Annotated in this window: 20 protein-coding genes, 1 tRNA gene and 1 pseudogene; 15 read left to right on the top strand and 7 right to left on the bottom strand. The window is 43.0% G+C overall.

The window, feature by feature from the left end; genetic code table 11:
• Positions 1-4: 4 nt before the first annotated feature.
• The 3 genes from WN948_RS13165 to WN948_RS13175 are packed head-to-tail and all read left to right on the top strand — an operon-like array spanning position 5 to position 4008.
• On the top strand, positions 5-2101 hold the full coding sequence (locus WN948_RS13165; RefSeq protein ID WP_342304642.1) for a type II/IV secretion system ATPase subunit: 2097 nt from the start codon (positions 5-7) through the stop codon (positions 2099-2101).
• On the top strand, positions 2094-3017 hold the full coding sequence (locus WN948_RS13170; RefSeq protein WP_342304643.1) for a type II secretion system F family protein: 924 nt from the start codon (positions 2094-2096) through the stop codon (positions 3015-3017). The genes WN948_RS13165 and WN948_RS13170 overlap by 8 nt, the downstream gene beginning before the upstream one ends.
• A 1-nt stretch (position 3018) precedes the next feature.
• Positions 3019-4008: a type II secretion system F family protein gene (locus WN948_RS13175; RefSeq protein ID WP_342304644.1), complete on the top strand. Its 990-nt coding sequence runs from the start codon at positions 3019-3021 to the stop codon at positions 4006-4008.
• An 18-nt stretch (positions 4009-4026) separates the two neighbouring features.
• Here WN948_RS13175 and WN948_RS13180 read toward each other — a convergent pair whose 3' ends face one another.
• The 4 genes from WN948_RS13180 to WN948_RS13195 all read right to left on the bottom strand — a co-directional run bounded on the left by WN948_RS13180 (position 4027) and on the right by WN948_RS13195 (position 6765).
• A complete protein-coding gene (locus WN948_RS13180) occupies positions 4027-4602 on the bottom strand; it encodes a FumA C-terminus/TtdB family hydratase beta subunit (RefSeq protein ID WP_342304645.1) in 576 nt (191 codons plus the stop codon).
• Complete coding sequence (locus WN948_RS13185) at positions 4602-5441, bottom strand: fumarate hydratase (RefSeq protein ID WP_342304646.1); 840 nt, start codon at positions 5439-5441, stop codon at positions 4602-4604. The genes WN948_RS13180 and WN948_RS13185 overlap by 1 nt, the downstream gene beginning before the upstream one ends.
• Before the next feature lie 310 nt (positions 5442-5751).
• Complete coding sequence (locus WN948_RS13190; RefSeq protein ID WP_342304647.1) at positions 5752-6225, bottom strand: hypothetical protein; 474 nt, start codon at positions 6223-6225, stop codon at positions 5752-5754.
• Positions 6226-6679: 454 nt separating this feature from the next.
• Positions 6680-6765, bottom strand: a tRNA-Leu gene (locus tag WN948_RS13195).
• 334 nt (positions 6766-7099) lie between these two features.
• Here WN948_RS13195 and WN948_RS13200 point away from each other — a divergent pair.
• Positions 7100-7312 (top strand): winged helix-turn-helix domain-containing protein, encoded by a 213-nt coding sequence (locus WN948_RS13200; RefSeq protein ID WP_342306485.1) that lies wholly within the window; start codon positions 7100-7102, stop codon positions 7310-7312.
• 36 nt (positions 7313-7348) lie between these two features.
• Here WN948_RS13200 and WN948_RS13205 read toward each other — a convergent pair whose 3' ends face one another.
• A complete protein-coding gene (locus WN948_RS13205) occupies positions 7349-7636 on the bottom strand; it encodes a hypothetical protein (protein WP_342304648.1) in 288 nt (95 codons plus the stop codon).
• Between the two features lie 318 nt (positions 7637-7954).
• On the opposite strand from WN948_RS13205, the gene WN948_RS13210 reads away from it, so the two are divergent.
• Positions 7955-11380, top strand: coding sequence for a DNA polymerase II large subunit (locus WN948_RS13210; protein ID WP_342304649.1), 3426 nt, complete (start codon positions 7955-7957; stop codon positions 11378-11380).
• A gap of 43 nt (positions 11381-11423) precedes the next feature.
• Here WN948_RS13210 and mmp10 read toward each other — a convergent pair whose 3' ends face one another.
• Positions 11424-12659: a methyl coenzyme M reductase-arginine methyltransferase Mmp10 gene (mmp10, locus tag WN948_RS13215; RefSeq protein WP_342304651.1), complete on the bottom strand. Its 1236-nt coding sequence runs from the start codon at positions 12657-12659 to the stop codon at positions 11424-11426.
• A gap of 369 nt (positions 12660-13028) precedes the next feature.
• Here mmp10 and mcrB point away from each other — a divergent pair, with 369 nt between their 5' ends.
• From mcrB to WN948_RS13260, 9 genes and pseudogenes are all read left to right on the top strand, one after another.
• On the top strand, positions 13029-14333 hold the full coding sequence (gene mcrB, locus WN948_RS13220) for a coenzyme-B sulfoethylthiotransferase subunit beta (protein ID WP_342304653.1): 1305 nt from the start codon (positions 13029-13031) through the stop codon (positions 14331-14333).
• A 50-nt stretch (positions 14334-14383) separates the two neighbouring features.
• Positions 14384-14881 (top strand): methyl-coenzyme M reductase operon protein D, encoded by a 498-nt coding sequence (gene mcrD, locus WN948_RS13225; RefSeq protein ID WP_342304654.1) that lies wholly within the window; start codon positions 14384-14386, stop codon positions 14879-14881.
• Positions 14882-14885: 4 nt separating this feature from the next.
• Positions 14886-15488: a methyl-coenzyme M reductase I operon protein C gene (mcrC, locus tag WN948_RS13230; RefSeq protein WP_342304655.1), complete on the top strand. Its 603-nt coding sequence runs from the start codon at positions 14886-14888 to the stop codon at positions 15486-15488.
• A 12-nt stretch (positions 15489-15500) separates the two neighbouring features.
• Positions 15501-16250: a coenzyme-B sulfoethylthiotransferase subunit gamma gene (gene mcrG / locus WN948_RS13235; protein ID WP_342304656.1), complete on the top strand. Its 750-nt coding sequence runs from the start codon at positions 15501-15503 to the stop codon at positions 16248-16250.
• A gap of 10 nt (positions 16251-16260) precedes the next feature.
• Positions 16261-17979: a coenzyme-B sulfoethylthiotransferase subunit alpha gene (gene mcrA, locus WN948_RS13240; RefSeq protein WP_342304658.1), complete on the top strand. Its 1719-nt coding sequence runs from the start codon at positions 16261-16263 to the stop codon at positions 17977-17979.
• 239 nt (positions 17980-18218) lie between these two features.
• Complete coding sequence (locus WN948_RS13245; protein ID WP_342304659.1) at positions 18219-18416, top strand: hypothetical protein; 198 nt, start codon at positions 18219-18221, stop codon at positions 18414-18416.
• Positions 18417-18468: 52 nt separating this feature from the next.
• On the top strand, positions 18469-19596 hold the full coding sequence (locus WN948_RS13250; protein ID WP_342306486.1) for a TIGR04083 family peptide-modifying radical SAM enzyme: 1128 nt from the start codon (positions 18469-18471) through the stop codon (positions 19594-19596).
• Between the two features lie 8 nt (positions 19597-19604).
• Positions 19605-20092: pseudogene (locus WN948_RS13255) on the top strand (methyl-coenzyme M reductase subunit alpha); the annotation flags it as partial.
• Between the two features lie 185 nt (positions 20093-20277).
• Positions 20278-22326, top strand: a complete 2049-nt coding sequence (locus tag WN948_RS13260; RefSeq protein ID WP_342304660.1) for a hydantoinase/oxoprolinase family protein — start codon at positions 20278-20280, stop codon at positions 22324-22326.
• A 33-nt stretch (positions 22327-22359) separates the two neighbouring features.
• Here the strand turns inward: WN948_RS13260 and aroA are convergent, their stop codons facing one another.
• The gene (gene aroA / locus WN948_RS13265; RefSeq protein WP_342304661.1) at positions 22360-23637 is read right to left on the bottom strand and encodes a 3-phosphoshikimate 1-carboxyvinyltransferase; all 1278 of its coding nucleotides are present in this window, start codon (positions 23635-23637) and stop codon (positions 22360-22362) included.
• Between the two features lie 313 nt (positions 23638-23950).
• Between aroA and WN948_RS13270 the strand changes: the two genes are divergently transcribed.
• Positions 23951-24385, top strand: coding sequence for a DUF488 domain-containing protein (locus WN948_RS13270; RefSeq protein WP_342304662.1), 435 nt, complete (start codon positions 23951-23953; stop codon positions 24383-24385).
• Positions 24386-24391 lie beyond the last annotated feature (6 nt).

Consider the following 24391-nt stretch of genomic DNA (forward strand, 5'->3'; position numbering starts at 1 on the left):
AATATTGAGTAATATTTCAGGTGACCAAACTGAAGACAAGGATGATACAAGCGGTCTTCCAATTGAGGCGATGAGGGTTGAATACTCTGAATCTGCTTCTGAGAGAAAAGAAGCCTCTTCATTAAACTCTGAAGTCTCAGTTGAAGGCGCAGTTGAGGATATGGATCACGTATTTCCTGCGAAGCACCTCATTGAAGAAAATGATGTGTCTATTGCAGAGGATGAAATAGAACATCAGGATATTGAAGACACAGATGATGAAGATGATCTTTTAGTGACTTTGATGTCTGCGGATGAGGATGACGTTATCGATGAACTTGCAGAACTGATTTTGCCGGATTCAGAGCCTGTGAGTATAGAGAGTTTAAAAAGCAAGCTTGAAGATTTTTATATTCCTTCTTATGAAGATGATGTTCCATATGACAAGGATTCATTCTGGGAGAATATCATTTCAGAGATCTATAAAGAAGAACCTATAAATGATGAATTATTTTTGGACGAGGAAGAAACCGGTTCACTGCTGGATCGTGCCAGTAAACTATTTTCTCGTAACACTCTTGTAATGGAGCCTTATAATATCGTAGAACATGGGCCCATAGTAGATCTTACTATTCCTGCTGACAGTCCTTTCAAGGAAGTAGAGCTATACGAGGTTAATCCTTTGTATGGTTATATAAGGATTGCATACGACCCTGAATCTCATGAGTACCAATACCAGGCTATTGAGGCTGTTCTGACTGAAAAAGAGCAGGAACTTCTGGAAGCTATCAAACTGAAGTTCATTGAAACCCTTGATGTAAATCTAAAAGAGATCTCCCGTAAGAATGCAGAGGCATTTCTTAAAGAAAATGTTGTAAAATATTTGCAGGAATATCGTATAAATATCTCACCACGAAAAAGAGAGCGAATAATGTATCATATTGTTCGTGATTTTGTAGGTTATGGTGAGATCGATGTACTGATGAGGGATCAATACCTGGAAGATATTTCCTGTGATGGTCCGAATACTCCTATCTATATTTATCACAAAGAGTACAATTCAATACCGTCAAACATAGAATTCCCTTCAGATGCGGTATTGGATTCTTTTGCTATCAGGATTGCCCAGATATGTGGCAGGCATATATCGATTGCAAGGCCAATACTTGATGCTACTATGCCTGATGGTTCACGTATCCAGATGACACTGGGCAGGGAGATCACTACCCGTGGTAGTACTTTTACCATAAGGCGATTCAAAGACAATCCGATAAGTCCTACAAATCTTGTTGATTTCCATACATTTTCAACTGCAATGATGGCTTATCTATGGCTGTCTGTAGAGTCTAATAAAAGTCTGATATTTGCCGGAGGAACGGCATCTGGTAAGACCACTGCAATGAATGCAGTTTCACTTTTCATCCAGCCGGAAATGAAAATAGTTTCCATTGAGGATACAAGGGAGCTGAATCTCTCGCATCCAAACTGGATTCCCGGAGTTACCAGACAGGCATTTTCCGGTGAGGACAAAGGTTCCATTGAAATGTATGAGCTTCTAAGGGCGTCTTTGAGGCAGAGGCCTGAATATATTATTGTGGGTGAGGTTCGAGGAGCTGAAGCATATGTGCTTTTCCAGGCAATGTCCACAGGTCACACTACATTCTCAACAATGCATGCTGATTCTGTACAATCTGTGGTACACAGGCTGGAGAATCCTCCTATCAACGTGCCAAGGATTATGATACAGGCCCTTGATCTAGTGGCAATTCAGGTACAGGTTAAGGTTGGCGGTGAACGTGTAAGGCGTTGTAAATCACTTACGGAGATCGTAGGTGTGGACCCCCGAACAGGTGAACTTCTTACAAATGATGTTTTCGTCTGGGATGCTGCAAGAGATATGTTCCAGTATTCTGGCAGATCATATGTAGTCGAAGGTGTAATGGAAAGCCGGGGTTGGACTGAAGAAAAGGTTCGTGATGAGTTAAAACAACGGCAAAACATCCTGGAATGGGCACGTAATAAAAAGATTTCAAACTTCAAGGATTTTGCGAAGATAGTGGTAGCGTATAACCGTGAGCCGGAAATGATAATGAAAATCGTAAGGCAGGAATTGGATGGTTAATTTATATTCGGTTTTAGCTTACAATCTTTTCGGCAAATACTACGAAAAGAAAAGACTTGATTTCTTTGGCCTTCGCCATAGTCTCCTGCGAAACAGAATGGATATGGCTTATGATGTCTACATGTCCTGTGCATTATTGAGTTCTATAATTAGTGCATTCATATCTCTTATTGGTGTTTCTTTACTTTTGCTGGTATTTGGAGTTCCTGAAATAAAGGCTACAAGAATTATGTTTCCCGCATGGGTTGCACCATTTCTGCAATACAAGTCCATCGTACTTGGACTGGTATTTGGAGTTATTTTCACTGCTGTGGTGTTTATAATTGTTTACAAATTGTTCCAGATATATCCTTCTTTAATGGCAGGTGACCGCAAAAGAAGGATCGACAGCATGCTTCCGTATGCTGTGAACTATATGTCAGCAATGTCGGGTGCAGGTGTACTTCCTGTTGATCTTTTCAGATCACTTGCAATTAATGATATCTATGGCGAGATGTCTGTTGAATGCCGCTATCTGGTACGTGACCTTGAGATCCTTGGTCATGATCTGGTTAGTGCGATGAAGAATCTTGCAGCCACAACTCCATCCAGTGCGTTGCAGGACTTTCTGCAGGGTGCAATTACGGTTGTGACTTCTGGAGGTCAATTGGAGTCATATTTCCGCATAAAGACTGATCAGTATATCATGGAAAACCGCCAGAGCCAGAAGGAATTCCTTGAGACACTGGGTCTTATGGGTGAAACCTATGTAACGGCTTTTGTTGCAGGTCCGCTTTTCCTTGTGGTGGTTATATCCATCATGTCCATTATGGGAAATGCACAGATGATCTACCTTTATATCATAATTTACGCATTGATACCAATTGGCAGCATAATGTACGTTGTAGTTATCAGTATGCTTACTCCGGAGGCATAAAATGAAAATACTTGATATTTTCCAACGGAAATTGGGTTCTAAAGAATTGCTTACAGAGGAAGAACTATCCATAATTGAAGATGATCTGATAGACTTAAAGATGGAGGAAGCAACGAAAAATGTGCTTGTAAAAGACTTCTTCAAGGATCCTCTCAAAACACTTAGCATAAATCCTGAATATACGTTTGTCCTGAGTATCCCTCTGGCATTGGCATTTTTTGCAATTGGGATGGCCGCTACCTGGGGTACGCCAATAATAGATGACGTTATCATTTTCACAGTTCTCATAGCAATAACACCTCCTTCCATTGCTTTTCATAAAAAATACAAAAGGACCAGTACAATTGAGGAATACCTTCCCACTTTCCTGAGGGATGTATCTGAAATGAGCAGGGCAGGATTAACTCTTCCAAATGCTGTCAATACTATTGCCAAGGGCGAATATGGTGCTCTGACCAAAGAAGTTCAGGGTATGGATTCTGCAATGTCCTGGGGTGTATCTTTCGAAGATTCACTGAGAAGTTTTGCAGTGAGGATATCAACTCCTATTATTGTAAGGTCAGTCTCCCTTATTACACAGGCAAGCACGGCTGGAGGTCGTGTATCTTCTGTTCTTGAAGCTGCTGCCCGTGATGCAAGAGAAGTGAAAATGCTGGAGCGCGAAAGGCGCGGTAACATGATGGTGTATGTGGTCATCACTTACATGTCATTCTTCGTTTTCATTTTTGTAATAGCCATGCTTACTGCTACATTCGTACCAACTATGGCAGAAGCGGGCAAGGCTGCATCCGCAGCCGGTGCAGGAAGCACGTTCGTTGGAGCTTTTGATCCGGCAGCGTACACTCGTCTGATGTTACATGCATCTGTCATTCAGGGATTCATGAGCGGACTGGTGGCAGGACAGATGGGAGAAGGTTCAGTGTCACTTGGTTTAAAACACTCTATTATATTGACACTGATTGCATGGTTTGTGTTTACTTTCCTGATCTGAAAATAAGAACAGTATGGCTTATTCGATTTTAGAATAAGCCGCCTTTGCTTTTTTACTAATTTCCAGGAACATGTCATTGTTGTGTGAGTCTATCCCAACAACGAGCGGTCCGAAATTATCTACATGTAGTTCCCACACAGCTTCCGGCATCCCTAAGTCCAGCCAATGGACCTTGATTACTTTTTCGATGCTAATGGCGGCCAATGCCGCACATCCGCCTGTGAAGGCAAGGTAAATTGCCTTGTTTTCCATGGCTTCTTTAACGTTGTCCATTCCGCCTTTTCCCACAAAGGCACGAACTTCATGTATATCGAGAAGTTTTGGTGTCATCTTTGACATTCGGGCACTTGTGGTGGGCCCTGCGGCAACGACTTCCCATTCATCGTCAGTTTCTTTCATAAGGGGGCCGCAGTGATAGATGACAGCACCTTCCAGGTCAAAAGGCAGTTCTTTCTTTTCCTCTGCCATTTCCAGGACTCTGGCATGGGCTTCATCTCTGGCTGTGAATATGGTCCCGCTCAGATAAACTACATCACCGGCATTGAGCTTGCTGATATCTTCTTTTTTCAATGGTGTGGTAAGTTTGTATTCCATTATTCATCACCGCCAAGGGTGACTGAAGCATGACGATTGGCCCAGCACTGGATATTCACTGCCACCGGCAAAGATGCTGTATGACAATGAGCTTTTTTCATGTGTACTGCAAGTGCTGTTGTCTTTCCGCCAAGTCCCATTGGTCCGATACCAAGGGAGTTGATGTCCTCAAGTAGACTTCGCTCTTCTTCATTCATATTGTCAACATCCTCAAGCAGGGCTGATTTTGCAAGTCTTGCAGATTTGTCGAAGGAGCCGCCAATACCTACGCCAACTATTATAGGGGGACATGGTTTGCCACCTGCGTTCAGCACTGTCTCAAGGACAAAATTGCGTATCCTGTCCTTTTCAGTTGGATTGAGCATTTTGATAGCACTCATGTTCTCAGAACCTGCACCCTTCGGTGCAACAGTTATCTTGATGCTGCTTCCTTCAACCAGTTCGTATTTTATATCAGGGATGCCCATTCCGCTGTTATCTCCGCTATTTCCACGAGTTATCGGGTCTACAGCGTTCGGGCGCAGTGGGATAGATTCAGTTGCTTTCTTCGCACCTTCGAGTATGGCGTCTTCCAGACTGAAATCCAACAAGGCTTTGCGCCCAAGTTCTACAAAGAATATGAGTATGCCTGTGTCCTGACACATGGGAACTCCTCTGGTACTCGCTATCTCTATGTTCTTAAGGATAGCTTCAAGTTGCTCCTTTGCAACAGGGGATGTTTCTTCTGATGCAGCCTTCTGAAGCGAATCTACAACGTCCTGTGGCAGCACGGTCTCTGCCTCTCTTAAAATATCAACAATGGCTGATACAACGGTATCACGTTCTATTGGATTTGACAAAAAAGATCACCTTTGGTGTTGTGCGGGAGAAGGGATTCTAACTCCTGCATGAGTATGTTTAAAGTATTCTATGATTTCGCGGTAATAGACCCTTTTATTATTTATTTTATTCCGATTGCTATTATGAATGAGATTGGGAGAAATAAGCATTTGGATTTTGTGAGCAAAAAATGTATGTAGGTATATGGGTCTCATTTCACCAAGAGGACAACAGGCTTTGATAGGGAGTTTTCGGGGAAGTAGGTGTTGTTACGAATTTCACTTTTTTCTTCAGAGGAATATTACCGAATCATCCAATTTTTCAAAAAGTCTATATTTTATCTCCGAGCTTTGAAATCACATTTTCAAGTTCAGCATATCTATTTTCGACTACTTCAACTAATTCTGTTTTTGCTTTTTGATAAGATTCATCACTCATTCCATCATCTGTGGATTCTAAATAATTATCTAGTGCTGAACGTAATTCAGTTGGCCCTAGATACTTATATCGCTCAATATTCTCCCAAAAAGTTGAATAATCTTTATACCCTTCACGCCCACGGTTTTGACTGTGTAGCTGCAATTTTACAAAAATATATGTATCGTCTTTTTTAGAATATAATGGAGCAACAAGTTTCTCCATTTCTTTATGAAATTGATTAATTTTATTATTTTTTCCAGATTGGATGTCTCTCCGCAAAGGTAAAATAATCGCAACGATAACACCAATAGCAGTTAAGATAACACCAATGGCATTCAAATTTAATTGTCCATTATTGTTTAAGAAGACATCTGCAATATTCATATTTTAACCTCATACCTCGAAGTCAATATGCACCTGGCTTAATTCCAAAACCTACAAATAATCCACCAACCTCTCGATTTCCAATTTTGCCTGGCAATACGTTTCTCCACACATACCACCCATTAAGTTATTGGAATTATACTCCTTAACACTCCTCAATTCCAACCTCTTATAATCTTTTCTATTTCTGTCTAAAGTCTGAAACACTGCAATCCTAAGATTCTCTAAAGGATGGGTGGTAGTCACAAAAAAATCATGGAGATTTTGCAATCGCTCTGCAAAAACTCTGTGTTGGCGGCAATGATGCTGCTTTTGCTAAAACTGTGTTTATTATTATTTGCATATTGATAGCAATCTAACTCATGTGAAAATAATCCAACTTGCAAAATGATGTCAGATTACGACAAAAACATGATCCTAGCAGAGTAAATCAGAAAAGGCTACATATTGAAAATGGTGCGAGAGGGGGGAATCGAACCCACGAATTCCTGCGAAAATGGATCTTGAGTCCATCGCCGTTGACCGCTTGGCTACTCTCGCACAGTGTATTTTGTGTGTTTATCTCTAAGTTTTAGCGGGATATATTGAGCCTACTGCCGTTGACCACTTGTTTACTCCGCATTTGAGATATTAACGATACACCTATTGCTCTATTAATTATAAATCTAACTGTTGTTGGTAGTTTTTATTTGTTCTTCTTAGTATCTAATTAGTAACATATTTACTGAGAACAATTACATATCGATGATGTTAAATATGTTCTTGACAATGAGTTGAGTAATTAATAGAGTATTGCCAATACACCTTTGTGTCATTGGTTTAAGTGGTACTATTTGAATAGAATGCTGGGGGCATTACTATTAGAAGGAGTAGGCTGGATATAACAATTGCTATCTTAAAGTTAGCTGCAGATGGGGCAAAAAAGACCCAAATAGTTTATGGAGCGAACCTGAATTCCACAATTGCAAATAAATATCTTATAAGACTGGAAGAAAAGGAACTCATCGAACAAAAAGGAAATATGTTCATTACAACCGACAAGGGTCGGTCGTATAGGGAAATGGCCAGCGAATTGGATATTCGCTGACCTTAGTTACTTAACATCACTTTGTTATTTGACTGATTATGTCAGTCCAAGCAGTTGTGAATATTTTAGTAACACATTTGCTACGGCAAATGTGACATTGTTCACAAGGCCCACTGGCTCAATCACGATTTCATCATTTTCTTTTGCATCAAGAAATGTTCCCAGTGGATCATTGAAAGTAAGTACATTTTGAACTATCTTTTCGTTCGTTCCTATGATTATTGCTTCACCAATTTCCTCGTTATTATCAATTTCTCCAAAGATGGTAACGCATGCATCTTCAGTAACTGCTTTGATGCATACCTCTTCACCATCGTTTGTCATTATTAGAAGTTTGATAATTTCATTGCCCAAAAGACTTTTAAGAAAAGATGATACCTAGTCTGTATTCTCATTGTATTCATTGACCTTGAGGTTATGGTCACTGACTACATTTGTACTGGCTACTGGTATGAGCACAGTAAGCACTAAACATCAATATGATTATTTGTTTTTATCCACATCCTTCCTAAAGCTTATAATCTAGTTTAATTAATAGTAATTTGTACTTTAATATATTAATTTATGAAGCGCACACTTAATGCAGGAAAACAATTTTTAATGACAAACGCATAAGTGCAAACTCATCGAGGGCTGTTATGAATGGGTGAAATAGTAGTTAGCGATTCTATGAGGGATTATTTTGAGGAGCTTGAATCAAAGCTTCATAGTGAGATCGATATTGCAAACAGTGCACGCTCAAAAGGGAGAGATCCCAAACCGAATGTTGAGATACCTCTTGCAAAAGACCTTGCAGACAGGGTGGAAAATCTCATTGGTGTGAAAGGTGTTGCAGAGGAGATACGCAAGTACGAAGAGACCATGTCTCGTGAAGAAGGTGCTCTTGCAATAGGTAAAGCTGTTGCTGAGGGTGCTGTGGGGGAATTTGAATCCAAGGAAGCTGCGATAGAGGCTTCCATACGCGTATCTGTTGCAATGCTCACAGAAGGTGTGGTTGCCGCACCGATAGAGGGAATAGACAAGGTAACTCTTGGCAAAAACGATGATGGAAGCGAATTCATCAGGATATTTTACTCAGGTCCCATACGTAGTGCAGGCGGTACGGCCCAGGCACTTTCCGTACTTGTGGGTGACTATGTACGCCGTGCAGTTGGCATTGATCGGTTCAAGCCGCGCAAGGAAGAAGTTGAAAGATATGTTGAGGAAATTCTGCTTTACAGACGAGTGGCAACCTTGCAGTATACTCCTTCCGAAGATGAGATCAGGTTAATTGTGGAAAACTGCCCCATATGTATTGACGGGGAACCCACGGAAGCTGAAGAAGTTGAAGGTTACAGGAACCTTGACAGGATAGGTACCAACAGAGTACGTGGTGGTATGTGTCTTGTGCTTGCAGAAGGTCTGGCTCTGAAAGCTCCGAAGGTTCTCAAACACGTCAACAAGCTCGAGATGGATGGATGGGACTGGCTGAACACACTTATAGCTGGAGCAAAGAGTGGCGATGATGACGATGATGACGGGTTTGTCGGCGTAAAACCAAAAGACAAATACCTGCGTGACCTGATAGCAGGGAGGCCGGTGTTCTCTCATCCAATGCGTCCAGGTGGTTTCAGGTTAAGGTACGGACGTTCAAGAAACACATCCTTTGCAGCCGCCGGCATAAGCCCTGCCAGCATGTATATAATGGACAGTTTTATCGTTTCAGGCACCCAGCTCAAGGTGGAGCGTCCCGGTAAAGCTGCCGGAATGGCGCCAGTAGATAGTATAGAAGGCCCCACTGTCAGACTCAGGTCTGGTGATGTCATCCGGGTGGATGATGAAGAACATGCAATTCAGATCCATCCTGAAGTGGAATGCATACTGGATATCGGTGAGATATTGATCAATTACGGTGATTTCCTTGAGAACAATCATCCTCTTGTGCCATCTTCATACTGTTTTGAATGGTGGATACAGGAGTTTGAGAAACAAGTTCCGACTGCATCATATTCCCGAAGTGAGCTTGAATTGCCTTCTCAGGAATTTTCACTGGAACTATGTGACAAATATGGTGTTCCTCTACATCCAGCATATACATATCTCTGGCATGATATCACAATTGATGAGTTCGCTACACTTGTCTCGTTCATATCAGAGAACGGTGTCCTTTCTGGTGACGGGACAAGTCTTGAACTTCCATTTGAAAAAAGTACTGAAAATGGCATAAAAATCCTTCTTGAGCATTTGCTTGTCCTGCACAGAATTCATGAGGGAAGGATCATCATTGATGAGCCTCTACCTTTTGTCAGATGTCTGGGTCTTGACAGAGGCCTGAATAAGAAATGGAGTACTGTTGAATCCACAGACACCATAGGATCAGTTAATGAAGTGAGTGGCCTGATCGTACGTGCTCGTGCACCTGTGAGGATTGGTGCAAGGATGGGGCGTCCGGAAAAATCAAATAAGAGAAAGATGACTCCTGCTCCTCATGTATTGTTCCCGATAGGGGATTCTGCCGGAAATACCCGGAAAATGGAAGCGGCTGCAGGTTACATGTCTTCTATGAATGGGAAGGTCGGGCAGATTCGGGTTGAGATCGGTAATCGTGCATGTCCTGCATGTGGAAAGGATACGTTCTGGTATCGGTGTGATTGTGGCGAGTTCACAGTTCCTAAATTATCGTGTCCGCGTTGTGGCATATCGGTGCAAAAAGAGAAATGTCCAAAATGTGGTTCAAAGACCACATGCGTGAAGATGCAGAATATCGATTTCAAAGAGGTCTACCAGAATGCTTTTGAAAACATTGGTGAGAGGGATACTAATATCGAAGTAAAAGGTGTCAAGCGCATGATGTCCGGGACAATGACTCCGGAACCTCTCGAAAAAGGAATCCTGCGGGCGAAACATGACCTTTTTACTTTCAAGGATGGGACTGTCAGGTATGATATGTCCGACATTCCGCTTACACATATCCGTGCCGATGAACTTAGTATCACAGTTGAGAAACTGAAGAAACTTGGGTACAGAGAGGACATATATGGAAATCCTCTGGAAACGGATGATCAGGTAGTCTGCCTTAAAGTACAGGATCTTGTAGTTTCATACGATTGTGGTGAATACCTCCTGCGTACTACCCATTACATAGATGACCTGCTTGTGAAATACTATCATGAGGAGCCTTATTACAAGGCAGAGACAATTGATGATCTTGTAGGTGTAATGCTCATGGGCCTTGCACCGCATACATCAGCAGGTGTCCTTGGAAGACTTGTAGGTTTTACCAAGGCATCAGTGGGTTACGCACATCCTTTCTTCCATGCGGCAAAAAGAAGAAACTGTGATGGTGATGAGGATTGTGTTATGTTGTTGATGGATGGTCTTATCAATTTCTCAAGAGATTACCTGCCTGAAAAAAGAGGTGGGAAAATGGATGCACCACTTGTTCTTACAACACGTATAGATCCAAGTGAGGTTGACAAGGAAGCTCATAATATCGATGTTTGTGATCATTATCCTCTTGAGTTCTACGAGGCAAGCCTAAATTATACAAATCCCAAGGAACTGGAGGGACAAATAGACCTTATAAGCCGCAGGCTTGGAACTCCTGAGCAATATGATCATTTTATGTTCACTCATCATACCAATGATATCGCATCAGGTCCTCTTCACAGTGCCTACAAGACCCTTGGGAGCATGGTGGAGAAGATGGATGCCCAGCTTGCATTGGCAGATAAGATACGTGCGGTGGATGCTTCTGATGTGGCTGAGAGGGTGCTTATATCCCACTTTCTGCCAGACATGTTCGGAAATCTCAGGGCATTCTCCCGTCAGAGTACAAGGTGCCTTAAATGTGCTGCAAAATTCCGCAGGCCGCCTCTTACAGGTGTTTGTCCAAAATGTGGTGGGAGTGTAATACTGACGGTTCATGAAGGGTCTGTAAAAAAATACCTAAAAGTCTCAAAGAAAGTAGCCCATGATTACAATGTTTCGAGCTATACAAAACAAAGAATCGAGATAATTGGGTTGGATATGAAATCCCTTTTTGAGAATGATCGCTCGAAGCAGACAGGGCTAATGGAGTTCATGTAGCCCGTCTACTATTTTCTATTATCTTATTGTGCTTTTCCAATGTTTATTCTTTCATAGGCATTCCAATGGCATTTATCCCATGGATTAGCTCTGTGATTTGCTCTATTTCAAATTCGAGAACCTCTTCTTTTGAATGGCCTATTGACATTTCACCGTCATATGTAAGCATTTCAGGTCCCCTGCGGACAAATCGTGAGATTCCGTCCCTGGAAAGCGCAGTTGTTGCTTCCGAATCATATACGAATGCTCTCCCTGGTATTATGACAGTTTCCTTGACATTTTTCAGGTCTAGTTTATTCAGGTCTTCAATGGTGATGAGGCAACCAATGTCTTTATCGACTGCAACAACATTGACGTCACTCCCAAGTTTTGTGAAGATTTCCTGAAGTCTTTGCTCAGAAGCCCTGCTGGAGAGTATCGTAGCGTCTTTTCTTAGCTCGGGAAGTTTGACAAGGGCTTCCTTTTCATTGCGTATGGCGTATGGGGAGCCGATGAGTGGGTCTTCGAGTGGTGTTCCTGTGATGCGTAGATTATGTTTTGAAGCAGCATCGCGGACGATTTGTGTGAATTCATCTATGCCGTGTGTTTCAATACCTTCCATGACCGGGGCATTGTTAAGTATGAGCCCTTCTTCAGTCTTGTTGGCAAAGCGCATGAGTATCGCTCCTTTTGCTCCCATTTCCACAAGGTCAGTCAATGTTTTTTCGAGTACTTCTCCGTCATTGACTCCGGGGATAAGGACAATTGCGGCATATACGTCACAATGCTGGCAGAGCTGGCGGAGCACTTTAAGTGCGGCTTCAGGTTCAGGGTCACGCATGTATTTCCTTCTAAGCTCCGGGTCAGTTGCAAATACGGTGAATGAAACTTCTGTTACTCCGTGTTCTATTAAGAATTCAGCTTCATCTCCTTTGCTGAATCCTTTACCGCTTGTATATCCCAGATGAATGGGTAATTCGAATTGTGCCAGATTGGCGATAAGTTCCATGAGATCGGGATAACAACTCACATCTCCGCCACCACTGATGGTTATCTTGTCGACATCCGCGGAGTTCATTTTAAGTTTCTGGTAAAGTTCCTGAAACACATATTGTCCTGGTTTGAAACCTGAATAGGCTTCCCTTATACCTCTGGTGCAGTAGTCACAACCTTTTTTGAAGGGAAGGCAGTATTTGCATCCAAAAGGAGGATTTTCTTTTACTTTCTTAAAATAACAATAGGTACAGAATCCTTTGCAATCGATTCCCGGATTGCCTCCTACGTCAGCGATGATTTCCATAGAACGGATTACTTATTATATAGGTACTTAAAGGTTTGTGGATGACCATTGTATGACTTCTTCCAGATATCATTTTGGTATTTGGTCTGAAATTATATCTTATCTTAAATATAATCTCCTTACATTTTTATTGGATACATACTCAATTATTTTCATTTACTCTTTTTACTTGCGTTTGATGATTGCGAAATTGTTCCAAAATGATGCAAAAGGTTTAAACGTCATTGTTGCTTAATAAATCCGAGAATTCCCAATGGAAGATTTCCGTACAGAAATTACTGTGTGGTACAGAGTAATTGACTTTCATTCGTTAATCTGTACGTTTCCAAATGGGCGATTTCTGAATAGAAACATAGGAGGAAAATATTCGTGTCTGACACAATAGACATTTACGACGACAGAGGTAAACTGTTGGAAAGTGGCGTTGATCTTTTAGCTATCGCGCCAACCAGAAACGCAGCGATTCAAAATATCATTAAAGACACCAAGAGGACTGTTGCAGTAAATCTCGCAGGTATCGAGAAATCACTGAAAACCGGTGCTATGGGTGGAGCAAAAAAGCAGATCCTTGGTAGGGAACTTGACTACGATATTGTAGGCAATTCCGGTGCAATCATGGACGCAGTAAAGAAACTCGTAAGCGTAAGCGACGATGACGACACCAATGTAAAGGAACTTGGTGGCGGAAAGCAGCTGATCGTTCAGATCCCAACCGTAAGGACACAGATCGGTGCTGACTACGTATCCGGAAGTACCGTAACCGGTGCAGCAGTAGTTCAGACAATCATTGACATGTTCAACACTGACATGTTCGATGCACCAATAGTAAAGTCCGCTGTATGGGGAAGCTATCCACAGACAATGGACATGAAAGGCGCAAACATCGCATCCATTCTCAGTATCCCACAGAACAACGAAGGTCTTGGTTACTCACTGAGAAACATCACAACAAACCACGTAGCAGCAATTACCGGCAAGAAGGCAATGAATGCAGCAGCACTCTCATCCATCTTCGAGCAGGTAGGTATGTACGAGATGGGTAACGCTGTAGGTCCTTTCGAGAGACACCAGTTACTTGGTCTTGCATATCAGGGTCTTAACGCAGGCAACTACGTTTACGACATCGTAAAAGAGAACGGTAAGAACGGTACAATCGGTACTGTTATTCAGTCCACAGTTGACAGAGCTCTTGAAGCAGGTGTCATCTCCGTAGACAAGACTGCACCATCCGGATACAACTTCTACAAGGCAAACGACGTTTCCATGTGGAATGCATGTGCATCAGCAGGTCAGCTTGCAGCAACCATGGTAAACTGTGCAGCAGGCAGAGCAGCTCAGAACGTATCCTCAACCATCCTCTACTTCAACGATATGCTTGAGAAGGAAACAGGTCTTCCAGGCTGTGACATGGGTAGAGCACAGGGTACTGCAGTAGGATTCTCATTCTTCAGTCACTCCATCTATGGTGGCGGCGGACCGGGTATCTTCAACGGTAACCACGTTGTAACCAGACACTCAAGAGGTTTTGCAATTCCTTGTGTATGTGCAGCAGTCTCACTTGATGCAGGCACACAGATGTCAACAGTTGAGAAGACATCATCACTTGTCGGTAACGTATTTGGATCCATTCCAGAGTTCAAGGAACCAATCAAGGCAGTGGCAGGTGCGCTCTAAGACTAAATCTCCCTCCTTAAATATCACATTAAATGAAAAAGGTAGCAAAAATGTCCGAAGCTTTCTCCGACGCAAATATTGTGCAGCTTGAAATATTTCCTTCAAGACTGTTGAAACCCGAAACAGCTCAATCATTACTCAGTGAGATGGCTGAAATCGAAGGCATCATAAGGCTGTTCATTCATGGCCCCCGACTTCCACAGACCGTTCCATACGGACCTGCCACAGGACTTCCTGTGAATCATTCCGGGAACACTGTTATCGAAGTTGCAGGTCAGGCGATAGAACTTGCTGTAAGCGTTGGTAGCATTCGAATGGAAGTTGTCGATGCTGATACAAAAGGGCGTGTAAGGGACATTTGTGAGCGAGTTCTTCCTGTATCATTTGAATTCCGGGAAGGTAATTTCATTCCAAGGAGACAGACTGTAAGCGATTATGCTAAACGTGGACCAGATGCTGATCCTCTGATGACTGGAATGACAGATCCCAAAGGAAAACTGAAGAACCAGCCAGTATGTATCCTTAAACCTGAAATCAAAGACGAGTGATAGCATGTTTGATCGGGAAACGCAGGTTGTTGATTGCAGACACGGAATGGGTCTTGGCAGAGGAGGAGGTCTTGCACAGCGTGGCACTCTTTCCGAAACTGGCAGGCCTGATGTGATTGCAGTTGCAATGAGTCCCGGTAGAAGACATATCACAAAACCCGTTTGTGAATTAACATACGGGATGCGTCGAGAGGAAATCCAGGTTAGTGTGCTTGTGCTGAACACCGGTTCAGGTGTTCCGGATACCAATATGGGTTCCGGCTCTTTTGGAATGAGTCCTGAAGAGATCGCACAGATAAACAGGCATAAAGTTGCTGTTATCCACACAGGGAACATAAGGGATCATGTAGTGAGGAAGGTAAAGAAAATACTTGAGGAAGCAAATATTCCTGCAGTAGTTGTTTGCCAGACCCTTGTTGATTTTGAAGATTTCGCAAAGGCAGGAGTAAAGACAAAACTTGTGAAACCAAAGGATAGTGATATTTTAACAAAAGGAAGGGTAATGGAAATTGTGACAGGAGTGACACGAGGCGAATCATGCTCGAGAGAAAAACTGAACGAACTCGTGAAAGCCGTGAAAACCACAATGAGATCATTAGAGAATTAGGAGTGAATAATTATGGCATATGAACCACAATATTATCCAGGAGCAACATCAGTTGCTGAAAATAGAAGAAAACACATGTCCGGCAAAGTGGAGAAACTTAGAGATATCTCCGACGATGACCTGACACTTGTTCTCGGACACCGTGCACCAGGTAGTGACTACCCAAGCACTCACCCACCACTTGCAGAAATGGGCGAACCAGAATGTTCAGTCAGAGAAATGGTAGAACCAACACCAGGCGCAAAAGCTGGTGACAGAATAAGGTATGTGCAGTTCGTTGACTCAATGTACAACGCACCATCAACACCATACTTCAGATCCTACGCAGCAGCAATTAACTTCAGAGGTGTCGACCCAGGTACACTTTCCGGGCGTCAGGTCGTTGAAGCTCGTGAAAGAGACATGGAAGAACTCGCAAAGTTCCAGATGGAAACTGAAATGACCTGCCCAGCACTCGCAAGTCTTAGAGGCGCAACAGTACACGGTCACTCACTCAGACTTCCAGAAGACGGTGTAATGTTTGACATGCTTGAAAGGTGCAGAAAAGAAGGCGATGTAATCACAATGCACAAGGACCAGGTAGGAAGACCAATCGATAAGAAGGTTGACCTCGGAAAACCAATGTCTGCAGAAGAAGCAGCAAAGAGAACAACCATATACCGTGTTGACAACGTTGCATTCAGAGACGACGCAGAAGTCATTGAATGGGTACACAGGGTATTCGATAAGAGAACCATTTATGGTTTTAAGCCGGAAAACTGAGGTGATGACAATGGCAGATGACAGACAGAGAAAGTTTGCAAAACACATGGAGATCAAGTACACAAAAGAACATGGTACTAACAAGATGAACGGTGGAGAGATCACCGACAAGACCGTAGAGTACCACAGACTTGGTGTCGATCAGAACCCTAGAAAATTAGAAATGAGAAAAGCTGGTGAAGCCCTCGCAGCAAAGAGAGGACTTGTCGGTTACAATCCAATGATGCACTGTGGTGGTATCCCACTCGGTCAGAGAGCACTTACCCCATCATTCCTTTCAGGAACAGATGACATGGTTGAGTTGGATGATCTTCACTACGTCAACAATGCAGCAATGCAGCAGATGTGGGATGACATCAGAAGGACCGTAATTGTCGGTATGGACATGGCACACGAGACACTCGAGAAGAGGCTCGGTATCGAAGTCACACCAGAAACAATCAACCACTACCTTGAGACACTCAACCACGCACTTCCTGGTGGGGCAGTTGTTCAGGAACACATGGTCGAGACACACCCTGCACTTGTAGATGACTGTTACGTAAAGATGTTCACCGGTGACGATGAACTTGCAGACGAGATCGACAGCCAGTTCCTTATTGACATCAACAAGGAATTCCCTGCAGAGCAGGCAGAGCAGCTCAAAGCAGCTATCGGCAAGCACTCATTCCAGGCAGCACACATCCCAACTATTGTCAGCAGAACCACAGATGGTGGTCAGACAAGCAGGTGGATGGCTATGCAGGTCGGTATGTCATTCATTTCAGCATACAGCATGTGTGCTGGTGAAGCAGCAGTAGCTGACCTTTCATACGCAGCAAAGCACGCTGGTGTTATCCAGATGGGTGAAATGCTCCCAGCAAGACGTGCACGTGCACCAAACGAGCCTGGAGGAATTCCATTTGGACACCTCGCAGATATCGTACAAACAAGCCGTGTAGATGCAGAAGACCCAGCACACGTAGCTCTTGAAGTAGTCGGTGCAGGATGTATGCTTTACGACCAGATCTGGCTCGGTTCATACATGTCCGGTGGTGTAGGTTTCACTCAGTACGCAACAGCAGCATACTGTAACAACATCCTTGATGACAACCTCTACTACAACGTTGACTACATCAACGACAAGTACGACGGTGCAGCAAACAAGGGTACAGACAACAAGGTAAAGGCAAACCTCGATGTAGTAAAGGACATCGCAACAGAGTCCACCATCTACGGTATCGAGAACTACGAGAAGTACCCAACAACCCTCGAAGACCACTTCGGTGGATCTCAGAGAGCAACAAGTCTTTCCGCAGCAGCTGGTTCCGCTGTTTCAATCGCAACAGGAAACGGAAACGCTGGTCTTTCCGGATGGTACCTCAGTATGTACCTCCACAAGGAAGCACTCGGAAGACTCGGTTTCTTCGGATTCGATCTGCAGGATCAGTGTGGTGCTACAAACGTATTCTCGTACCAGTCCGACGAAGGTCTTGCTCTTGAACTGCGTGGACCAAACTATCCAAACTACGCAATGAACGTAGGTCACCAGGGTGGATATGCAGCAATCACTTCCGGTGCACACGCAGGACGTGGAGACGCATACGCAGTCAACCCACTTGTCAAGGTCTGTTTCGCAGACAAACTCCTACCATTTGACTTCACACAGCCAAGGAAGGAGTTCGCAAAGGGCGCACTCAAAGAGTTCGAGCCTGCTGGTGAGAGATCACTCATTATTCCAGCAAAGTAATTTTAAAACAAGTGCAGGCTTAATGCCTGTTACTTACTCTTTTTTTGAATCTGTTTTAGCATTTTAATCTTGTTTGGTTCTTCTTTACCTGGTAATGCTTAAATATTGCAAAACCATTATATTTTACACTATCAATTATTAACTTTGATTTTGTTTTCCAATAAATACGAGATACACACTGCTATTTATCACGCAAACTCAAAAGATAAAGCACTTGTTCTTTTGGAATCAGCTCTGGTATGGACTCAAACGAACTGGCAAACCTTACATTAGAGGCATTCAAAGAAGATTATGACCCTGAATCCGAAATCAAAATGTTCGATATGAGGGGAAAAAAGGTCTTGAAAAAGAAAGTTGCAAATAAAAATCCATTCGAAGACCTATCCGATCACTGGTTTATGGGGAGGATGACTTTTAGAAAACTACTAATAATTTGAAGAACCTTAAAGGGACTTAAAAAAAGGTGCTATAAAAATGTCTTTTCACGTGATGTTGATTCCCACCCTTGGCTGTCCAGGAAACTGTAGTTATTGCTGGAGTTCCGAGGAAAAATCCCCTATAATGAGCATCGAGACCATAAAAGAAGTAGTTGAATGGCTCAAAAACTTCAGAGATGATTCGGTTACCTTTACTTTCCATGGAGGGGAACCACTCCTGGCAGGCGCGGATTTCTACAAGGAGGCTTTACCAATCCTTGTTGAAGGAGTAAAGCCGAAGAAAGTGGCTTTTGCCATACAGACCAACCTCTGGAAGATGACAGACGAAATAGCTGAAATTTTTGCGGAATATAACATTCCTATCGGTTCAAGTCTCGACGGCCCGAAAAAACTTAATGATTTCCAGAGAGGGGAAGGATATTTCGAAAAAACCATGCGTGGCTACAGGATAGCAAAAGAACACGGACTTTCCGTGAGGTTCATCACCACTTTCACCTCCTATTCTGAAAAATATAGGGATGATATTTTCAATTTTTACTTGGAAAACGGCTGGATTCTCAAGTTCCACCCTGCTCTACCCTCTTTACGCGGTGACGAACCAGAAAAATGGGCTCTTGACCCGGAAGAATACGGCAGACTCCTAATTTACCTCTTGGACAAATACTTGGAAAACATGGACCGGATTGAAGTCATGAACATCGACCACCTTTGTAAGGGCGTATTTGGAGGCAGAGGTGCTGTCTGTACCTTCGTGGACTGTATGGGAGATGTCTTAGCCGTAGGCCCTGATGGAGGCATATATCCCTGCTATCGCTTTGTAGGCATGCCAGAATACGTAATGGGTAATGTCCACGACCATCCAAGCATTGAAGAACTTGCAAAGTCTGATGCCTGGAAGCTCATGTTCGCTTACAAAGAGTACGTGGACCAGCACTGTAAGGACTGTGCCCATATAAAATACTGCAGAGGTGGCTGCCCTTACAATGCCATAACCCCCACAGAAGGGGAAATAAAGGGAGTCGACCCCCATTGTATCTCCTATAAGATGATATTGGACGAAATAACCGAGAGGGTCAATAACGAGATGTTTGGGGGCTCAGGCATGGAAATGGACTTCTTCCAGAACCCGATGAAACCTTCAAAGCCAGGAATAATGTCCCTGATGCTTAAGAAAACATGAGTGGTATCGAGAAGTACCCAACAATCCTCGAAGATTACTTTGGTGGATCTCAGAGAGCAACAAGTCTTTCCGCAGCAGCAGGTTCCGCTGTTTCAATCGCAACAGGAAACGGAAACGCTGGTCTTTCCGGATGGTATCTCTTAATGTACCTGCACAAGGAAGACTCGTTTTCTTCGGATTCGATCTGCAGGATCAGTGTGGTGCAACCAACGTTCTCTCATACCAGTCCGACGAAGGTATGGCTCTTGAACTGCGTGGACCAAACTATCCAAACTACGCAATGAACGTAGGTCACCAGGGTGGATACGCAGCTATCACCTCCGGCGCACATGCTGGACGTAGAGATGCATACGCAGTCAACCCACTCGTCAAGGTCTGTTTCGCAGACAAGCTCCTGCCATTTGACTTTACAAAGCGAAGGAAGGAGTTCGCAAAGGGCGCACTCAAAGAGTTCGAGCCTGCTGGTGAGAGATCACTTGTCATCCCGGCAAAATAATTTTAAAACAAGTGTAGGCTTTATGCCTACTACTTTTTTTTTATTCAGTACATAATTTCGTTCTCATTTCTGTTTTAACTCCATTTATTGCCTGACCTAGCGGATAATGCTTAAATATTGCAAAACCATTCATTTTTGCACTGTTAATTATTAACTTTGATCTTTGTTTCTAGGAGTGAATCAAAATGCAATACAGTCTGGGCATTGATGCCGGAGGAACCTTTACAGATGGGGTTATTATCCGTGATTCGGATGGTTTGATACTGGATGCTGCTAAAGTGCTGACTACATATCCAGATCCAATTGGTGGAATTAAAAAAGTAATTGATACTCTGAATCCGGATTATGTGAAAGATATAAAGCTGGTTTCTGTTTCAACAACTCTTTCGACCAATACTATACTAGAAGATACGGGTTTTCCAGTAGGTGTAATACTGGTTGGCGATTATGTCATTCCCAATGATGGTTTTCCTGCCCAGTACTATGTCAGACTTAGTGGTGGCCATACCAGTAATGGTGAAGAAGCCGCTCCTCTTGATGAAGAGGGAGTTAGAAATTTTGCTCTTGAAGTGAAGGACCATGTTGCAGCATTTTCAGTTTCTTCTTTTTTCAGCAATCGTAATTCAGACCATGAACTCCGTGTCAAACAGATAATTCGTGAGGTCACAGGAATGCCTGTTGTGTGCGGACATGAGCTTTCTCAGGAAGTGGGTGCCTATGACAGAGCCATTACTGCCTATCTTAATGCCCAGCTATTGCCCATTACTCACAAGTTTATTCAGTCTATTATGCAGGACATCAAGTCAAGGGGAATAGATGCTAATCTCCTCATGCTCAAATGTGACGGTTCTGTAGTGGGTATGGAAGAGGCACTTGAGCGACCAATTGAATCGATATTTTCCGGACCTGCAGCAAGTCTTGTAGGTGCTGCTTTTCTTACGAAATACCCGACATGTGCCATGGTGGACGTGGGAGGTACCAGCACAGATGTTGCTCTTATCAGGGATGGTGTTCCGGAAATAAGTGCTCAGGGAGCCATTGTCGGTGGTTGGAAGACCATGGTAAAAGCTATAAGAATGGAAACCTCTGCCACAGGTGGCGACAGTCACATATGGGCTCAGGAACAAAAATTCTACTTAGGGCCCAGAAGGGTGATACCTCTTTGCCGTGCTGCTGTCTTGTACGCCGGTTTCCTCGACAGGCTCAAGGAATCTAAATCACCTTCCAGAAAACTTCTTTGCGAAAACATACAGGCAACAAAGTTCTTTGTGCGCACGGGCCTTAAACCTCTTGAACTCACAAGGACTGAGGAAGAGATATATGATACTATTCAGGGAAACCCTCTTTCTTATGTAGATCTATTCCAGCGCCTGAAGAAACAGCCAAGTGTTCGTGCCCTTGACAGCCTCATACAGAAACGGCTGGTCCAGTCTATTGGTTTCACTCCTACAGATGCCCTGCATGTGCTTGGGGAGTTCAGTCTATGGGATGCAGAAGCATCTATAATAGGGGCTGAACGACTTGCCAAGCAGTTAAGGACCAGCAAGGAAGAATTTTCAATAATGGTAAAACGGCAGGTTGCAAGGAACATGGCAAAAGACCTTGTTTCATATCTGGTCACAGGTATACAGGACTCGGTTATTAACCAGATGCTTTCCGGGGATAACTTCACTCGTTTTAAAGTGGAAACTCCGGTGGTATTGCTTGGTGGTCCTGTAGTTGCCTATAAAGAGGAGATGGAAAAGCTGCTTGATGCTAATATAGTTGTTCCGGAGCATGCTAATGTAGGAAATGCTGTTGGTTCTCTTGTGGGCAAAGGTATCAAGCGTGTTGAGATACTCATCAAACGGGATTTTGCTCCAATTACAGGGGCTGATGTTACGGATGAGGAGTTGAAAAATGCCAAAGAGGTTATACAATACTTTGTTTTTTCACCAGGGGGAAGGGCCATATTCCCGCAGTATATGGATGCTTATGAATTTGCCCGTAACAGCGGTAAGAAAATAATAATGGATTATATGAAGGCAGCAGGTTACTCAAAAGATGAGGTAAACATTGAGGTGACTAAAAAGGACCTTATGACCAGAGAAGGCGAAGAACCGGTTGAAAGTAAGGTAATTGTAGTTGGAATTGGCACATCCCGGTTGGTTGTGGAAAAAGACGTAATTCCCGATTATATGCGTAAAAAAGCCATAAGCAGCAGATCTGCTGAAAGTTCCTATTCAGGAAAATAAAAGGGAAGTTATCTTCCCAATTTTTTATTTTTATTAGAAAGGAGTTATCTGTGCTCCAAGAGCCATCATTTCCTCAAAGAAGTTAGGGAAAGATATCTCCACGGATTCCGCAGTATCTATTGTTGTATCTCCTGCAACCATTCCGGCAATTGTGAGTGCCATGACTATTCTGTGGTCATGCCATCCATGTAGCTGCGCACCGTGCAACGTACCGCCCGTGATCATTAGTTGATCTGGTTCTTCTTTTACGGAGATCCCCATTTTTGTCAGTTCAAGTGCCATTGCATGAAGTCTGTCTGTTTCTTTGTAACGCACATGTTCTGCATTCTCTATTACTGTCATACCTTCAGCACATGCTGCAAGTACAGCAATGGTGGGCACAAGATCAGGTGTTGCTCCTGCATCGAAAGTAGTTCCTTTGAGGCCGTTTCCTGTAACGTTTACTACTCCGTTCTTTTTGTCCCATGAGATTTTTGCTCCCATACGTCCAAGGACATCGATTATATCTACATCTCCCTGTTTTGAGGGGAAGAGGTTCTTAACGGTCACGGTGGAACCTGTGATTGCTGCAGCAGCCAACAGATAGGAAGCTGACGAGAAGTCTCCCGGAACGGTATATTCTTTGAGATTATATCTCTGGTTTGCAGGTATTATGAACTTAATATTGTTGCTTTCCTCAATAAGAATCTCAGCACCTGCCTTTTCAATCAGCTCGATGGTGACATCAACATAAGGTCTTGATTTCATTTCCCCTTTTATGGAAAGGGTTGTGCTCTGGGTTGTTAAAGGACATGCGATGAGCAGTGCGGAAATGAATTGTGAACTTATTGAGCCGTCTATCATTGTTATGGCTCCCTTTAATCCACCACGCACAACAAGAGGGGCGCATCCATTGCCACGAGTTGAATATGCTTCGACACTAAGTTTGTTCAATACGTCAAGCAGCGGTTGATTTGGCCTGTTTCTTATTGAGCTGTCACCTGTAAGCACCGTCACTCCATTGGTAAGTGCTGAAACTGCTGTCATGAACCTCAAAGTAGTTCCTGAGTTTGCGACATCTATGACATCATTGGGGACAAAGGGCTTACTATTAACTCCGGTTACATGGAGTTTATCTTCTGTTTTTTCAATAGTTGCTCCTAATGCCTCACATGCACGTATTGTTGCAAGGGTATCAGCTGAGAGAAGGGGCCGATGAATCACACATTCATCCGACAGGGCGGCAATCGTGATTGCCCGGTGTGTATAACTTTTAGACGGTGGTGCAAATACTTCACCATTGATCTTTGAAGTGCTGACAGATACTTTCATTTTATCCTCTTAGTCTACAAATTTGAATAAGTATGATGGTTTGATATTTTCAGATGCCATTCCAAATATGCATCAAAAAGGAATATCACATTTTAGTTTCAACAAAACCAATATAAATATTTTCCTTATATTAAAATGCATGGACAAAATAGCCTTTCTTAGTGATATTCTTATCGATGAGCAGGAACAATTTTCATGTTTTGTGGAGTGTGCAAGTTCGTAAGGTTCATATCTGGCATAAGTCATAAATCCCGTATCAACATTTAAATAAAAAAATAACACTTCACCTATTACATAAATGATGGTGCAAAGAATGAAGTGCTATACGGTAGGATATGGAAATCGTCAGGTCAATGATTTTATTGGCATACTTATTGAGAATAAGGTTACTTATCTTGTGGATATACGAAGATACCCACAGTCTACGTTTAAGGACTACGACAAGGAATCACTGGAGTCGATTCTCCCAAAGAATGGAATCATGTATTCTCATTTTGAAGGTGTTGGGGGAATGCGTGATTCCACTTATGCTGAATATATGGAAACAGACTCTTTTAAAAGCAGCTTTGAAAAGCTCATGAACCTTATCAGGAAAGTAAATGAAGAGGGCGGCAGGGTGATATTAATGTGTGCGGAAAAAAGTCCGAACGGTTGTCACAGGCAATATCTTTCCATCAAGCTCGAAGAAAATGGTGTAGAGGTTATCCATCTCGTGGAAAGGGGACAGACAAGCCTCTTTAATTTCTAATCCTTC

Source organism: Methanolobus sp. ZRKC5, from assembly GCF_038446525.1.
Taxonomy (GTDB): Archaea; Halobacteriota; Methanosarcinia; order Methanosarcinales; family Methanosarcinaceae; genus Methanolobus.